The organism is Paraburkholderia megapolitana, assembly GCF_007556815.1.
In the GTDB taxonomy this organism is placed as follows: domain Bacteria; phylum Pseudomonadota; class Gammaproteobacteria; order Burkholderiales; family Burkholderiaceae; genus Paraburkholderia; species Paraburkholderia megapolitana.
In genome coordinates this window covers 1,607,762-1,623,851 of the sequence record NZ_CP041743.1, presented here as the reverse complement: position 1 = coordinate 1,623,851, position 16,090 = coordinate 1,607,762, and the positions used below count along the sequence as shown (strand labels likewise).

Annotated in this window: 14 protein-coding genes; 3 read left to right on the top strand and 11 right to left on the bottom strand. The window is 62.7% G+C overall.

Features of this window, described 5'->3' with window-relative positions; genetic code table 11:
• Nucleotides 1–47: 47 nt before the first annotated feature.
• The 4 genes from FNZ07_RS06875 to amaB all read right to left on the bottom strand — a co-directional run bounded on the left by FNZ07_RS06875 (nt 48) and on the right by amaB (nt 6,517).
• On the bottom strand, nt 48–1,847 hold the full coding sequence (locus tag FNZ07_RS06875) for a DUF2138 domain-containing protein (protein WP_091020605.1): 1,800 nt from the start codon (nt 1,845–1,847) through the stop codon (nt 48–50).
• Between the two features lie 462 nt (nt 1,848–2,309).
• Nucleotides 2,310–3,515 carry an aminotransferase-like domain-containing protein gene (locus tag FNZ07_RS06870; protein WP_091020606.1) on the bottom strand — a complete coding sequence of 402 codons (1,206 nt, stop codon included), beginning with the start codon at nt 3,513–3,515 and terminating at the stop codon, nt 2,310–2,312.
• A gap of 197 nt (nt 3,516–3,712) precedes the next feature.
• Nucleotides 3,713–4,885, bottom strand: coding sequence for an NAD(P)/FAD-dependent oxidoreductase (locus FNZ07_RS06865; protein ID WP_091020608.1), 1,173 nt, complete (start codon nt 4,883–4,885; stop codon nt 3,713–3,715).
• A gap of 132 nt (nt 4,886–5,017) precedes the next feature.
• Complete coding sequence (gene amaB, locus FNZ07_RS06860) at nt 5,018–6,517, bottom strand: L-piperidine-6-carboxylate dehydrogenase (RefSeq protein ID WP_091020610.1); 1,500 nt, start codon at nt 6,515–6,517, stop codon at nt 5,018–5,020.
• A gap of 220 nt (nt 6,518–6,737) precedes the next feature.
• On the opposite strand from amaB, the gene FNZ07_RS06855 reads away from it, so the two are divergent.
• Nucleotides 6,738–7,376: a helix-turn-helix domain-containing protein gene (locus FNZ07_RS06855; RefSeq protein WP_091020612.1), complete on the top strand. Its 639-nt coding sequence runs from the start codon at nt 6,738–6,740 to the stop codon at nt 7,374–7,376.
• A gap of 25 nt (nt 7,377–7,401) precedes the next feature.
• Here FNZ07_RS06855 and FNZ07_RS06850 read toward each other — a convergent pair whose 3' ends face one another.
• Nucleotides 7,402–8,439, bottom strand: coding sequence for a DUF1338 domain-containing protein (locus FNZ07_RS06850; protein WP_091020614.1), 1,038 nt, complete (start codon nt 8,437–8,439; stop codon nt 7,402–7,404).
• Nucleotides 8,440–8,596: 157 nt separating this feature from the next.
• Here FNZ07_RS06850 and FNZ07_RS06845 point away from each other — a divergent pair, with 157 nt between their 5' ends.
• Entirely contained in the window at nt 8,597–9,529 is a 933-nt protein-coding gene (locus FNZ07_RS06845; RefSeq protein ID WP_091020616.1) for a LysR substrate-binding domain-containing protein, read from the top strand.
• Nucleotides 9,530–9,540: 11 nt separating this feature from the next.
• Here the strand turns inward: FNZ07_RS06845 and gor are convergent, their stop codons facing one another.
• The 6 genes from gor to FNZ07_RS06815 all read right to left on the bottom strand — a co-directional run bounded on the left by gor (nt 9,541) and on the right by FNZ07_RS06815 (nt 15,066).
• Nucleotides 9,541–10,905 carry a glutathione-disulfide reductase gene (gor, locus tag FNZ07_RS06840; RefSeq protein WP_091020618.1) on the bottom strand — a complete coding sequence of 455 codons (1,365 nt, stop codon included), beginning with the start codon at nt 10,903–10,905 and terminating at the stop codon, nt 9,541–9,543.
• Nucleotides 10,906–11,116: 211 nt separating this feature from the next.
• Complete coding sequence (locus tag FNZ07_RS06835) at nt 11,117–11,500, bottom strand: hypothetical protein (protein WP_091020620.1); 384 nt, start codon at nt 11,498–11,500, stop codon at nt 11,117–11,119.
• A gap of 79 nt (nt 11,501–11,579) precedes the next feature.
• Nucleotides 11,580–11,882, bottom strand: a complete 303-nt coding sequence (locus FNZ07_RS06830; RefSeq protein ID WP_091020622.1) for a HigA family addiction module antitoxin — start codon at nt 11,880–11,882, stop codon at nt 11,580–11,582.
• A gap of 176 nt (nt 11,883–12,058) precedes the next feature.
• Nucleotides 12,059–12,379 carry an AtuA-related protein gene (locus FNZ07_RS06825; RefSeq protein WP_091020625.1) on the bottom strand — a complete coding sequence of 107 codons (321 nt, stop codon included), beginning with the start codon at nt 12,377–12,379 and terminating at the stop codon, nt 12,059–12,061.
• A 1-nt stretch (nt 12,380) separates the two neighbouring features.
• The gene (locus FNZ07_RS06820; protein WP_091020627.1) at nt 12,381–13,739 is read right to left on the bottom strand and encodes an acyclic terpene utilization AtuA family protein; all 1,359 of its coding nucleotides are present in this window, start codon (nt 13,737–13,739) and stop codon (nt 12,381–12,383) included.
• Nucleotides 13,740–13,761: 22 nt separating this feature from the next.
• Nucleotides 13,762–15,066, bottom strand: a complete 1,305-nt coding sequence (locus FNZ07_RS06815) for a CitMHS family transporter (protein WP_091020629.1) — start codon at nt 15,064–15,066, stop codon at nt 13,762–13,764.
• Nucleotides 15,067–15,165: 99 nt separating this feature from the next.
• Here FNZ07_RS06815 and FNZ07_RS06810 point away from each other — a divergent pair, with 99 nt between their 5' ends.
• Nucleotides 15,166–16,062, top strand: coding sequence for a LysR family transcriptional regulator (locus tag FNZ07_RS06810; protein ID WP_091020631.1), 897 nt, complete (start codon nt 15,166–15,168; stop codon nt 16,060–16,062).
• Nucleotides 16,063–16,090 lie beyond the last annotated feature (28 nt).

Sequence of the window (16,090 nt, the reverse complement as noted above, 5' to 3'; positions counted from 1 at the left end):
CGCAGTCATGCGGCGAGGGGCTGCGCGAAGCACAACGCGCGCGCACGTCAGTCGCCCCCGACGCCGGGTTGATCCCATGCCGCGCGTGCCGCCGCGGTACCGTCTGCCGCAGCAGCAGCCGCGCCACCGCTGCGATCGAACCACCACTCGACCGGCACCCACCCCGACGACGACGGCAACGTCTGCGGCAAGCTCAACGATACGGGCGGATAGTGCGCGAGCGCCTGCAGCTTCGGCACGAGATGCGTGCGTGCGGCATTACGGAAAATCGCTTCCTGATCGGCGGGCAACGCGGAAGCGGCTTCCCGCTCGATCAGCGACGCGGCGGCCGCCGGCGTCAGCGTGAGCACCGTACGCGAGACGCGCTGTGGCGCGAGCGTATCGGCGAGCGCCGGATAGCGCTTGTCGAGCACGGCGAGCGTGTCGTCGACGAGCCGCGCATCCGGCGAAAAGATCAGATAGCCGTGCGCCATCGCGAGCGTGACCGGGAAATAACGTTGTGCGGACAACTGCGCGGCGAACGGCGCTTTCGATGCCAGCGCGGTACCCGAGCGCGCGCTGACCGGCCGCTGCCAGAGCGTCACGGCATCGCCCTGGCTACGTGTCGTAACCGGCAACCGGCGATAGCCGTCGCTGCCGTCGGTCTTCGCGGCATGCGCTTCGTACGCGCCAATCACTTCGCCGAACGACTTGCCGAGCACGGTTTTGAGCGCGGCGTTCGCGTTCGCATCGGTGCTCTTCAGATGAGCCACGAATACCGGCGCGACGAGCGTCGACTTCGCGTACCAGCACACGGCAGCCGGTCCGGCCAGCGCGTCGCCGATCTGCGCGGCGCCGTCCGCGCCGGCCGACACCACCTTGCCGAGCAGATCGGAGGCGCCCTTCCAGTCGGCGGGCAGGCTCGCGCAGGCTGCGGGACCGGCGGGCAGCGCGTGCCACAGGTCCGCGCCGTTCCATTGTTGCGGCAAGCGGTCCGGATCGATCAGCGCCGCGGTCTGCCAGCTGGCCGGCGCCCCGCCCGACGACGCGAGATCGAAGCGCAGCGCCTCGATGCCGGAGAAAAACGTCTGGTAGCCGAACGACAGATAGTTGGCGGACACGACGATCCGGTGTCCCTTGGGTTGATCGGATGCGGCGTCGAGCCGGAACGCGTGAGCGGCGTCGTCGCGCCCCGACGACAGCAGGTCGTCGACCACATCGGCGCGTTCGCTCAACAACGCGCCATCGGTGCCGAGCAGCACGCCCGGGGCGGACAGCACGACAAGCCGGTCGTCCTTCGTGGCGAACAGCAGCGTGCGCCCGACCGCGAGCTTCAAGGCGTAGACCGGCACGTCGCCAGACAGTTTGGCGACCTGGCTCAACTGCGTATCGCTGGCCGCGACATTGCCGAGGCCCTGCAGCAGTTTCGCGAGCCCGTTGCGGCGCATCGACATGATCCAGTAGCCGAGCCGGCCGTCCGGCGAACGCCACAGCAGCACGTGCGCCGGTTCGTCGAAAACACGCCGGATCAGCTGGTCGCCAAAATCGAGCTGATGTTCGAAGGCGAGACGGCGCAATGCGCCGTCGGCGGAAAGACGGGTATCGGTGGATTCGTAATAATCGACGAAATCCTGAGTGAGCACGTCGTGCAGCAATGGCACGCGCAGCATGTCGGCGGGTAGCCGGGATAATGCCTCGCTATCGATCAGCGCATCGGGATGGTGAATGTCGAGAACGATCTCGCTGGTATTGACTTTGCCGTGCTTGCCGAACGGCCGCCATACCGCCTGAATGACGATACCGGCGACGATCAGAAGCCCCAGAAGACCCACGCCCAGAAAGGCGATTTTCTTTCGCGACATCTTCATCTGATTTTGGCGGTTGATTTTTCTGCGCTGCGCGTATTGCTCACTTATTGCCTGCTTATTGGCCAGTGCGTGAGCTGCGTTTTTTGCTGCGTCTTCTTTTTACTGCGTCCTTGCCTTGCTACGTCCCGACGACACCCCCGTTCGTAGCACCTGTCAATATCGGCCCGGCAAGCAACTCCCTGTCGCAGCGATGATACTCGATATTGTTTTCGGTCAACCAGCGCCACAATGTATTTAACGGTGTGCAGCGTGCAAACGACGTTTCCCCGGTGTTCAACCGTAAAACGAGCGTCGGTCACATAAATTGAATAATTGTTGCATTCGATTCAAACCTGTTTCTGGAGTGACTGAAACAGGGAATCAAACCCGTGCCTGGCTGCGGATATACGGGTTTCAAATGGCAATGAGATGGAGCGCGGTGTCCAGCGGTGCCGATTACGCACCGCCGGTCGGCAAAATCGATTAACGCTGTTCGAGTGTGCGCAGCGCGAGGCCAATCCGGCTCACGCCGGTTTCGATATCCGCGACACCAGGCGCCGCAAACGAAAGCCGCAGCGACGCCACGTCGTGACGATCGTGATAGAACGCGATGCCGGGGACAAACATCACGTTCTCGGCGATGCACGCCTGCAAGTACGCCGACGCATCCTGTGTGCGCGTGAGCCGGGCCCAGACGAACATGCCGCCGTCGGGCCGATGAAACGCGATGTCGTCGGGCAGTTGCGCCGCAAGCGCATCGCACAGCGCGGCGCATTTGCGTGCGTAGGCGGCGACGATGTGCGGCAGATGCCGTTCGAGCGCGCCGTCGGCGAGGTAAGCGGCGGCGATGGCTTGTGTCCACGGCGAGCTGCAGAGATCGACCGTCTGCTTCGCGACGACGCAGCGACGCACGATCTCCGCCGGCGCAATGGTCCAGCCGACCCGCAGACCCGGAGCGACGATCTTCGACAGGCTGGAAAAGTGCACGAGCCAGTCGCGGGCGCCGGGCACCTCGCTGGTCAATGCGAGCAGCGAAGGCAGCGCGGTTCCGGCAAACCGCAAGTCTCCATATGGATCGTCCTCGACGACGAGGAAGCGGTAGCGCACGGCGAGCCGCAGCAACGCGACACGCCGCTCGCGCGTAAGCGTCGCGCCGGTCGGATTGGCAAACGTGGGCACCGTATAGAGCAGCTTCGGCGGCTGCGGCAACGCACTCGATGCCAGCAGCGCATCGAGCGCTTCGACGTCGAGGCCATCGCGATCGACCGGCAACGTGACGATGTTCGCCTGCTGCAAGCGGAGCGCCTGCAGTGTCGCCGGATACGCGGGCTGTTCGACCAGCACCGTGTCTCCGGGAGCGACCAGCACGCGCAACAGCAGATCGAAGCCCTGCTGCGAACCGGTCGTCACCAGCAGGTCCTGCGGCGAGCACGGTGTGCCGCGCCGGGCCATCAGTTTGGCCAGCTCCTCTTTCAGCGTCGCGAGACCGTCGGTCGGGCCGTATTGCAGGCACAGCGCCGGTTGCTGCGCGGCGCGCGCCGCGGCTGCTTCCAGACCCGCCACGTCGAACAGATCGCTTGCCGGATAACCGCCCGCAAACGAGATCATGCCAGGCTGCGCGAGGTACTTGAACAACTCGCGGATCGGCGAGCCGGTCGGCGCTTCGAAGGGAGCGGTGAAGGCGTACATGATGTGGATTGGACCAGTATGAAGAGGTGCGGTGTCGATTGTGGGTGGCGAGTAGAGGCGCGGCTATCGATATCTACTCACTATGTATTGAGTTTTTGGAATCATCGGTGCGCGGGTCGGTGCTGACCGATGTCGATGAAAAAACCCGGCACGCAGCCGGGTTTCAGGTAACTCATTCTTCACGGTCGCGTAGACGCTCACACCACGTTCTTCTCGACAAACGGCCGCTTCTCCAGCACGCGCGCAAAGTTCAGCGCGGACAGATCGAGTGTCGTATAGCGACCGTGCAGGATCAGTTCGCTCACCCCGCGTCCGGTCGCCGGACCCTGCTGCAAACCGTGGCCGCTAAAACCATTCGCAAAAATGCAGTTATCGACCTCAGGATGCCGACCGATGATCGCGTTCTGGTCGAACACGTTGTACTCGTAGTAGCCGGACCAGCAGTTCTGCACGCGCAGCGCTTCGAACTGCGGCACGCGGTTCGCGAGCGTCGGCCAGATCACATCGTCGAACAGCGCGTGATCGACTTCGTCGAGCGGCAGATCGTCGGGATCGTTATCCGCGGCAGGCGACGTACCGCAGATAAACGACTTGCCTTCCGGACGGAAGTACACGCCGGTCGGATCGATCAGCAACGGACAGTGTTCGAGCTGCGCCGGCGAACTGACGTTGAAGATACTGCGACGACGTGCGTATACCGGCAAATCGATATCGAGCATCTGCGCCACGCGGCGCGACCACGCGCCCGCTGCATTGACGACGACATCGCAGACGTAGCGTTCACCGCTCGCGGTGACGACCTCGGTCACGCGGCTGCCGTCGCGCTGCAATGCGGCGACATCGTCGGCGACATAACGCGCGCCCAGTGCCTGTGCCTTCTTGCGCAGCGCCTGCACCAGCCCATAGCCGTCGAACCAACCCTCACCGCTTTCACCGAATGCGCCGGCGGCCAGATCATCGGTATTGAGCCACGGGAAGCGCGCCTGCAATGCTGCGGTGTCGAGCAGGCTAATGTCGGCGCCAAGCCGCTGTTGCAGCGCGTGATTCTCGCGCAGCGTACCGGCACCGGCGGAGGTGGCAAGAAACAGGTAGCCGCCTTCGTGCAGATCGATCGACGGCTGTGTACCGTCTACAGCTAGCCGCTCACCGATCGAGCGCAGAAACTCGATACCGAACAGCGACATCTGGACCGACAGCGGCGTCGAGAATTGCTGGCGGATCGACGCGGCCGACAGCGCCGACGACGAACGCGCATAAGTCGGATCGCGTTCGATCACGGTTACGCTGACCGTCGGGTCCGACAGGCGCAGGAAATACGCGATCGAACTGCCGATCACCCCACCGCCGACGATGACAACTCTCGAACTCACGTCTCACTCCACGAATGACTCACGCTGGACACGCGCACTCATCACGGCACGCATGTTGCGCACCGCTGCGGCACTGCCGCGCTTCGCTCCACTCCACGCCACAGCAGCACACAGAAACGCGGCCCGCCACGTTCAACCGATATTGAAATCGATACCCTGCGCGAGCGGCAGCGCCGACGAATAGTTGACCGTATTCGTCGCCCGGCGCATATACGCCTTCCACGAGTCGGAGCCGGATTCGCGACCGCCGCCGGTTTCCTTCTCGCCGCCGAACGCACCGCCGATCTCCGCGCCGCTCGGCCCGATGTTGACGTTGGCGATGCCGCAATCGCTGCCCGCTGCCGACAGGAAGCGTTCGGCTTCGCGCAGGTCGGTTGTGAACACGCACGACGACAGCCCATGATGCGCAGCGTTATTCGCTTCGACCGCTTCGGCGAAATCGCTGTAGCGCAGCACGTAGAGAATCGGTGCGAAGGTTTCTTTCAGGACCACGGCGGTTTGCGACGGCATTTCGACGAGCGCCGGACGCACGTAATAACCGCCTTCGTAGCCCTTCACTTCGATGCGATCGCCGCCGGTCACTTTGCCGCCTTCGGCCTGCGCCTGCTGCAACGCTTCCTGCATGCGCGCAAACGACTGCTTGTCGATCAGCGGTCCCATCAGCGTGCCTTTTTCCAGCGGATTGCCGATCGGCACCTTGCTGTACAGCTGCTTCAGACGTTCGACGGTTGCGTCGTACACGCTGTCGTGTACGAACAGGCGACGCAGCGTCGTGCAGCGCTGGCCAGCCGTGCCGACCGCCGAGAACAGAATGCCGCGCAGCGCGAGTTCGCGATCGGCAGTAGGCGCAACGATGCCCGCATTGTTGCCGCCGAGTTCGAGCAGCGAGCGGCCAAAGCGCTTCGCCACTTCGACACCGACCGTGCGGCCCATTTCAGTACTACCGGTCGCGCTGACGATCGACGCGCGCGGATCGGCAACCAGCTTCGCGCCCACATCGCGACCACCGTTAATCAACGCAGTCAGCCCGGCCGGCGCATCGCCGAAGGCTTGCAGCGCTTCCTTGAGAATCTGATTGACCGCGAGCGCGGTGAGCGGCGTCTTTTCGGACGGCTTCCAGATCACCGCGTTGCCGCAGACCAGTGCGAGCGCCGCGTTCCACGACCAGACGGCCGCGGGGAAATTGAATGCCGAGATGACGACGCAGGTGCCGAGCGGATGCCACGATTCGGCCATCCGGTGGCCGGGGCGTTCCGAGGCGATGGTCAGGCCGTACAGCTGGCGCGACAGACCGACCGCGAAATCGCAGATATCGATCATTTCCTGCACCTCGCCGAGTCCTTCCTGAAGGATCTTGCCGGTTTCGAGCGTGATGATGCTGCCAAGCGCCTGCTTCTTCTCGCGCAGACGTTCGCCGAGCAGTCGCACCAGTTCGCCGCGGCGCGGCGCGGGGACGTTGCGCCAGACGTTGAACGCCTCTTTCGCGGCGGCAAGCGCTGCATCGACGTCAGCAGCTGTATTGCTGGCCACGCGGCCAACGAGGTCGCCCGTGATCGGCGAATGAACGGCGATATCGCCTGCTTCCGCCGCATGGGTGATGCCGAGATCGGCAAGGATAGTCGAAGCGTTCATGAGGGTATTCCTTTAATTTCCGATACGAAACAAGGCCAGTTCGCAGACTATACACGCGGCGTCGGACAGCTACAAGCGGCCGTTATAAATGAGGCTTTTACTGCAATGAAGCGGTTTGGCACACTGATGTCACCCTGTTTCTCATTGGAAAACATGGGTCTCAACAGTGCTATGATCGGCCACATTGCGTGCCGGGAGGGCACGGCCCCAGGGCCACACCATGAATACCCCCACCATCAAACCCAACGAGCCGTCCACCGCCGATCTGGGCCGCCGCGTCCGCGCCGCGCGGCTCGCCCACGACCTCACGCTCGAGAACGCGAGCCAGTTGTGCGGCGTGTCGCGCTCGACGCTATCGAAGGTGGAAAACGGCCTGATGTCGCCGACCTTCGACGTCCTGCAAAAAATCGTCCTCGGTTTGAAGATCGAAATCGGCGAGCTGTTCGGTTCGTCGCCGAAAGCAAGCGCCGGCGGGCGCCGCGCGCTGACCCGTAAAGACGCCGGCCAGCGCCACGCGTATCGCGGCTATCAGATGGAACTGCTCGCCACCGATCTCGCGCACAAGGCGATGCTGCCGTTTCGCATCCGCATTTCGGCTCACACGCTCGACGCGTTCGACGACTGGGGCCGTCACGAAGGCGAAGAATTCCTGTACGTGATCAGCGGCAGCGTGTGCCTGTATTCGGAGCTGTACGCGCCGACCCATCTGAACGCCGGCGATAGCCTGTATTTCGACAGCCGCACCGGGCACGCGGCCGTGTCCACCAGTGACGAAGATGCCGAAGTGCTGTGGATGGCGACCAGTGCGGATATTCCGCAGGTTGCGGCTGCTCAGGTCGCCGAGTCCGCGAAGAAATAGCGCAGCAGCGTCGGCAGCGTTACGCTCACGCCGCCTGGCTCGCAGTCATCTTGAAGATCCCTTGCGCGTTACCCGCGTCGAAACGCAGATCGGTTTCCCAGCGTCGCGTGTCCTGATCGAACGTGCGCTTGCGCGTGATGAATTCATAGAACGAACCGGGCACGTCGCGCGTTACGATCGAACCGTCCTGCAAGCGAAACTCGCGGCGCACGATATCGGCGCGATACGCGGTCTGGAACACGCGGCCTGAACGCGAACGCTCCACTTCCGGCTTCATCGGGCGGCCCTTCGCCTTCTCTTCATCGGACAGGGCGAACACGTCGGCGACGCGATCGGTGGCGTGATTGAACGCGTTGCCCTCGGTTGCGATCCACGCCATCTCCGCGGATTCGGTCAGCAGCACCGCGTAATCCGCTTCGTTCGGAACGTCGTGCTGGCGCGCGAATGCACCGACTATTACGGGCAGCAAGCCGTGCGCCGCGTCGATCGGCAACACGCCGTCGCGCTCCAGTTCCCACAGATGCGTCACCGCTGTGGGCGTCAACGGATCGCGCGATGTTCCGATCACGTTCGTCACCGCCTGCTGGAAGTCGGCCGAGAAACGCTCCGGATGCAACTCACTGACGAAGAACTGCGCGATCTCGTCGGGTGCGTCGTCGTGAGCCCATGCGCGGCCTGTCATGCCGAGCCGGTCGAGTGGATAACGACCGTTGATGCGAAAACCGAGCGGCCGCAGGATGCGCGCGAACGCCGCCTCGCCGGGCGGCAACGCGCCGCTATGCGGCCAGCGCACGGTGCGCAGCGCACCGTGATCGAAGTACACGCCGCCGCCCGCGGCGAGCACGTCCTGCGTATACGCCCGGCCGTTCGGCGAGCGCTCCAGTAGATCTTCGAATAGCGCCATGTTCAGCGCCTGCGCGAGTTCCGCGCGCGTGACGACACCGTCCTCCCATTCGTTCAGTACCGCGGGATGATTAAGCGTCGCAAGGAGCGCCGCGGTCCGGTGCGCGCCGATCAACGGCTGTAGCAGCCGCTCGACATTCGCGTTTCTTGGGGATTGCATCGATATTCCAGGTAGCCAGGTAGCGGACAACGCTTGCGGTAGTGACCGGATGTGATGAGGGCAACTCATCCGGCATCGTTCGGCCTCGATTATTCAAAGCCACGGCAACGCCGTAAAGCGAGATAAAATCCAGACTTGATGCGTTTTTGGAATCAACATGCGCAAATTCAAGATCCCCAACATGGGCGCGCTGCTAGCGTTCGAAGCAGCGGCGCGACATCAGAGCTTCACGCTGGCGGCACGCGAGCTGTTTCTGACCGAGAGCGCCGTATCGCGGCAGATCAATACGCTGGAGAGCAATCTCGGTGTGCGGCTTTTCGTGCGGGTGAAACAGCGTGTCGTGCTGACGAAGGCGGGCAAGGTGTATGGCGTGCAGGTGCGCCGCGCGCTCGAAAGTCTCGACCGCGACACGCTGTCGATCATTGCGCACGGTAGCGGCGGCGGTTATCTGGAGCTGGCAGTGCTGCCTACGTTCGCCTCGCAATGGCTGATCCCGCGTTTCGCCGATTTCAATGCGCGTTATCCGGACGTGCGCGTGAACATGGGTGTGCGCACCGATACGTTCGCCTTCACCGACACGCATTTCGAAGCTGCGATTCACTATGGCAAACCGACGTGGCCCGGCACGTCGTCCGACTTTCTGTTTCGCGAGGAAGTCGTGCCGATATGCGCGGCCAGCCTGCTGAAGCGTCGCGTGAAAACACCCGCCGATCTGCTCGCCTATCCGCTGCTGCACTCGACCACGCGGCCCGATGGCTGGGCGACGTGGTTCGCGAATCTCGGCATCGAAGACAACCGCACCATGCAGGGCGTGCGCTACGAATTGCACACGATGCTGATCAGTGCGGCGGCGGCTGGCCTCGGTATTGCGCTGGTGCCGCGCTTCTTCGTGGATACGCAGCTCGAGCAGCTCGGGCTCGTCATAGCGTTCAATGCGCCGGCCATCGCCGAAGCGGCGTATTACCTCGTCTATCCAACCGAGCTGAGCCACGGCAAGCCGCTGGAGAGCTTTCGCGAATGGCTGCTAGACGAAGCTGCCGCCTACGCCGCGGCCAACCCGCAGCTTGCCGAAAGCAGCGACGGCGACTAGCCAGGGAGCGTCTACAGGTCGGCCACCTTGTCCCGCATGGTCACGAATTCTTCCGCCGAGCTCGGATGAATGCCGACGGTTTGATCGAACTGCTTCTTGGTCGCGCCGCATTTCAGCGCGATAGCGATGCCTTGCATGATCTCGGCTGAATCGGCGCCGACCATATGACAGCCGAGCACCCGGTCGCTCTCCCGATCGACCACCAGCTTCATGAGCACCTTTTCCTGACGCCCGCTCAGCGTGTGCTTCATTGGACGGAAGCGGGTTCGGTAGATGTCGACGGGGCGACCCAGCGCGCGAGCGGCTGCTTCCGTCAGGCCAACCGTAGCGACAGGTGGCTGGCAAAATACGGCCGTGGGTATGCCTTCCCGATCGAACGTCGTCGGATTGTTGTTGAACAGGGTTTCGGCCAACGCGCGCGCTTCGGCGATCGCCACCGGTGTCAGGCTGATACGATCGGTGACGTCGCCCACGGCGTAGATGTTCGCAACGTTGCTGCGCGACCATTCGTCCACGATGACGGCACCGAGTAACCCGGTTTCGATACCGAGTCCTTTCAGACCCAGGTCGCCGGTGTTGGGAATGCGGCCAATGGCGTAGAGGATCTGATCGCAGGGAATCACTACGTCACTCTGATGGAGATGCGCCTCAAGACCGTGTGCCGTCTTCTCGATTCGCTCCACCCGCGACTGCGACACGAAACGGATGCCGCGTCGTGTCATCTCTTCAACCACGTGAGTGCGAACATCCTCGTCGAAACCCTTCAGCGGGAGATCGCCACGGATGATCATCGTTACTTCCGCGCCCAGCGCGTTGAAGATGCCCGCGAACTCGACGGCAATATAGCCGCTGCCCACCACAGCGATCCGCCTGGGCAATTCAGGTAGTTCGAGTGCCTCGTTCGAGGTGATGGCGCGCTCGATGCCAGGTGTCGGCGGCAGGTGCGGCCGACTACCCGTTGCAATCAGAATGCGCTCTGCAGTGACGATGCGTTCGCCGACCTGAACGGTGTGAGCGTCGATCAGTTTGCCGCGCCCGTGGACTATTTCGACGCCGGCATCCTCCAGCATCTTGATGTAGATGCCGTTGAGCCGGTCGACTTCCTTGTTCTTGGCTTCGATCAGGCGAGCCCAGTCGAAGTGGGCTTCAGGGATGGTCCAGCCATAGCCTTTTGCATCGTCGATCTCGTCGGCGATATGGGAGCCATAGACCAGCAGCTTCTTCGGCACACAACCGCGGATGACGCAAGTACCGCCGATACGGCTGTCCTCGCAGATACCCACTCGCGCACCATAGGACGCCGCGCGGCGCGAGCCGGCGACGCCGCCGGAGCCTGCGCCCAGGGTGAATAGATCGAAGTCGTACTTGGCGGTCATCGCTCCGTCCCGTTTCTGGATGTGTGCTTTCGTCGCGTTGAAATGCAGGGAACCGAGTGGATTCGAACCGTCAGACTGTGGGTTGCGGTTGCCTGCTTACTGGGAATTAGGCACTCGGTCGTCGGGCTAGTATAAGTCGGGCGTTATGAATCGCGCTGGCGACACGGCAGCGTAGTTGAACTGCTGAGGAAACTTCTGCTCTCTGTCTACTTTATGCGCGAACCAACCGCCGGCGAACGATCAGCGCGATCAACGCAGCCACCGCGGCCGCCAGATATACACCCAGAAAAATCCAGCCGAGCAATAACAGGAGATCTACGCCACTGTCGCTGCTACCCCCACCAGCACCTGGACCACTGGTTTTAGCTGCGCCGTCGAGCATGGCATAGGCGCCAGCAGCTGCAATCAGGAGCGGCGCTGAAACAACATACAACATCGTCGTTAGCAGGAGTCGCCGGCGCGACAGGATGGACCAGATGTCCCGAGACCGATGCCTCATGATCCAGATCCTGACCGGAAGATATACGAGCGTCGCCAAGGCATACAGCCATACACCCAGAACGCACAGTGCGGCAGCGATACAGACGAATTTCAAATCGCGCTCCCTCAAGAATCAACAGATTCAAGTGTGCTGTATCTCTCAACCCCGTTCCGGATCTGCCGTCCTTCCTGAATCATGCGGGCTCAGCGTGTCGCTTGATCTCTTCGAGCTTCTCAGCACCGATTTTTTCTTTCGCAATCTCGGTGTCGTAGTGCGTTTGCAGATTCATCCAGCTTTGTGGATCGGTGCCAAAGAAGGCGCCGAGCCGCACGGCCGTATCTGCCGTGATAGAGCGTTCGCCCTTCACGATTTCGTTGATACGCCGCGCAGGTACTTCGATCGCCTTTGCGAGCGCGTACTGCGAGATGCCCATGGGTTCAAGCCAATCGAGCGCAAGGATTTCTCCCGGCGTCGCCAGTTGAATATCGCGTGCCATTGCTGCTCCTATCTGTCCTTTTTTCAAACGTTACTATAAGTTGCGCTGTTGCGGGTTGGTACAACTGGCGGCACACCAGGCTCACAACCTATCCACAACAGCGCAAAGCTTACGCGCGGGCATACAACGAGCATCAGTTCGGCACCGATCCGACTACGCAGAAACAGCATCTGGCTTCAACCCACCCGATCCCGCTCCGGCACCTCAAGACTCAACAAAGCCGAGCTAAGCGATTTGCCGTGCGCATCGAGCGCAAGCGAACGCGTGACACCTCCACCTAACGCGTGCCCAAGCACGAAATTCAACGCGCCGATGCCCGGCATCTCAAACCGCGTCACCGTGCCACGCACGGTATCGCGCAGATGCGCCTGTACGCGTTCAGCAGTGACATGCGCGCACAGATGATCGTAGTCGCGCGCATCGTGGCAGATCACCGACACATTGAGCGTATCGCCCTTGTCGCCGGTTCTGGAGTGAGCCAGTTCGCGCAATTCCATGTCACACCTCCACGAGTTCAAACGATGCGTGCACGCAGTCGCGCGGCAGCAGCACCGATTGCACCGCGATAACTTCTCGCGCCGATTTCGTCGCCCCGCCGCCGCCGGCCGGTCCGTTCGTATACAACGTTTCGACTTCGTTACCGATCTGTACGGCCTCCGCAAGCGAAGCAGTGCGCCCAGCCACACGTACGCGCACCTCGTAGGGCTCACCACCACGCCCGCCAAGCGTCTCGCCATGCAGCGCATCGACGCCGATCAGATCGAAGCGCAGTTCTTGCGCCGCTACACCAGTGATCCGCAGTCGCTCACGCACGATCTCGAGCGCAAGCCGCGCACGCGCCACAGCGCCCGGCCCTGCGTACGACATTTGCCCTTCGCCGATAAAACCGTCTACATACGCAACTGACGTCTTCAACGTCGCCGTGCGCGGCGTGCCGCGCCCACCACTTACGCTCACACGGTCTTTCGCCAACTGCTCGACACGTACCCCCGTGAAATCGGCCACGACATCCGGCTGCAGATAACGACTGCAATCGTGCACTTCATACAGCAGTTGTTCCTTGCAGGTCGCCTCGGTCACGCAGCCACCCGCATGCGGCACCTTCGTAATGACGACGGTGCCATCGGCGGCGACCTCACCGATCGGAAACCCAAGACGCGCGAGATCCGGCACATCCTTGAACCCAGGGTCCGCAAAATAGCCGCCCGTCACCTGACCCGCGCATTCGAGCAGATGGCCAACCACGGTCGCCTGCCCCAGCGTGTTCCAGTCGTCCATTGCCCAGCCATATTCGTGAATCAGCGGCGCGGTGAACAACGATGGATCGGCAACACGCCCGGTCAGCACCACGTCGGCTCCAGCCGCGAGCGCATCGACAATCGGTGCAGCACCAAGATATGCATTCGCCGACACGATGCGCGCGTCGAAATCGGCAACACGTTCGCCGGATTCCTCGAAGCGGTAGTCGCCCTGGCGCACCGCATCGAGTACATCGTCGCCCGTTACCGCGGCGATCTTCAGGCCCGAGAGCCCAAGCGAATGCGCGAGTTCAGCAGTCCGGCGCGCAGCAGCCAGCGGATTCGCCGCGCCCATGTTCGACACAATCCGCACGCGGTTGCGCATTGCAACCGGTAGTACCGCACGCATCCTCGCATCGAGCAGCGGGTCGTAGCCGAGCGACGGGTCGCCGCGGCGCGCCTGTTGCGCGATCGCGATCGTGCGTTCGGCGAGGCATTCGAACACGAGATAGTCGAGCGCGCCGTGTTCGGCCAGCTCGACGGCCGGTTCAATGCGGTCGCCCGAGTAACCCGCGCCCGTACCGAGGCGAACGGGACCTGTACGTCTCGTCGATGTCATGTCGTCTCGCCGGTGCCGGCGCTCACAGAGGAAAAATACCGAATACGACGCACGCAATCGTCATCACGATCGATGCGCCAAACAGCAATGGGAACGTGAACTTCTGATGGTCCGCGAGTTCGATCCCGGTCAATCCGACGACGAGAAACGTCGCCGGTGTGAGCGGGCTGACGGGAAAACCGGTCGTCATCTGTCCGAGCAACGCGGCCTGCCCGACGTGCACAGCCGGTACGCCGAGCTGGCCCGCCACTTCGGCAATGACCGGCAATACGCCGAAGTAGAACGAATCGGGATCGAACAGCATGCTGAGCGGCATCGAGAGAATGCCGAGCGCGACCGGAATATGCCCAGCCATTCCTGGCGGTACGAGACCAACCGCGGCCTGGGCCATCGCCTTCAGCATGCCGCTGCCCTGCATCACTCCCGTGAACACACCCGCCGCGAGCAGAATGCCGGCCATCATCAGCGCGGCGCGTGCATGCGCATCGATGCGCTGCCGCTGCATGTTCACGTCCGGATAGTTGACCAGCAACGCGATGCAGAAACCGACCATGAACATGACAGCTGGCGGAATCTTCTCGCCCATCACGACCATCGTGCCGAGCACGATCACCGTCAGCACGATGTTGAACCAGAAGTTGCGTGGCCGGCGTAGTGCCTGCTGCTCGTCGGTGAGTTCGCGCCGCGGTAGTTCGATCGTGCCGGACGCCGAGATCAGCCCGAGGCGTTTTTCTTCGCGGCGGCCGAGCCACCACGCCATGCTGAACACGAAGACGAGGCCGACGATTTGCACGGGAATCAACGGATTGAAGAGCGCCGACACCGGTAAGCCGAGCGAAGCGGAGGCGCGGATCATCGGTCCGGTCCACGGCAGGAAGTTGATGCCCGCTGCCATCGATGCAGCCGCCGCGAGCACCCGCCGGTCCATGTTCAGACGATCGTAGAGCGGCAGCATCGCGGGGATCGTCACGAGAAAGCACACGGCCCCCGATCCGTCGAGGTGGATCAGCAGTGCGAGCAGCGTCGTACCCATCACGATGCGCGTCGGTTTCGTGCCGACCGCGCGCAGGATGCGGTCGATGATCGGATCGAGCGTGCCCGCATCGGTGATCGTGCCGAAATAAAGAATCGCGAACACGAACATGCCAACGACCGGCGCAAGACTGCGCAACCCGTCGAGCACGAACTTGCTTGTCTGCAACCCGAAACCGCCGATCAGCGATGCCGCGATCGGCACGACGATCAACGCGACGAGCGGCGACATCCGCTTCGAGAGGATTGCCGCCAGCAATACGGCAATCGTGGCCAAACCCAGCAGTGGCAGCACGTGCTTGTCTCCGGTCTTGTTTTTTGGATCAACGAAGCGTAATTTCCGGACAGCAATAGAACAATTGAAATGATTTGATCGCAGCCATCAAGGTTCGTAATGGATTTGAGTCTTCGCGATATCCGCGCCTTTGTTGCCGTGGCGCAGACGGGCAGCTTCACGCGTGCTGCAACCCAGTTGCATCTGTCGCAGCCCGCGCTGACCGTGCAGATCCGCCGGCTCGAAGAGACGGTCGGCACGCGGCTCTTCGACCGCAACAGCCGCAATGTCTCACTGACGCCGGTCGGGCGCGAGTTGCTGCCAACCCTGCAGAAGTCGCTGCACGACATGGAACACGTGCTCGCCGACGCGCGCTCGTTGAGCGACGGTACCTCGGGGACGGTGCGCATCGCCTGCCTGCCATCGTTTGCCGCGAGCCTGCTGCCCGATCTGATCCGCGCTTTCCGCCAGAAACTGCCCGACGTGTCGTTCCAGATTCGCGACGTGGTCGCAGACGTCGTCAACGCACTGGTGCGCAACGAAGACGTCGACATCGGGCTGACCGGTGGCGAAACGACCGATCCATCGCTCGACGTGCTGTATGCGGGCGAAGATCGCCTGGTCGCAGTCTGTCCGAAAGGCCATCCGCTCGCGAAGCGTCGCTCGATCGGTCTCGCCGACCTGTTGCGCACGCCGCTCGTTCTGACTGCGCGCGGCACCAGTGTGCGCGCTGTCGTCGATGCCGCGCTGGCAGACGCTACAACGCCGCCGACGTTAGCCTGCGAACCCACCTACATGATGACGGCCGTCGCCATGGTGCGCGGCGGTCTCGGCGTCACGATCCTGCCCGGCTCGGCGCGCGAGATTCGCGCGGAACCCGATCTCATTGCACGTCCTATCGACGATCCGCGCTTCGTGCGTCCCGTCGCGCTCGTCAAGAAACGCGGCCGGACCCTGCCGCCCGCTACCGATGCATTCGTTGAAACCCTGATACAGCGAATGGGCACGCAAGCCTAGCCGTCACCGAAGCCCGCCGTTTATGCAT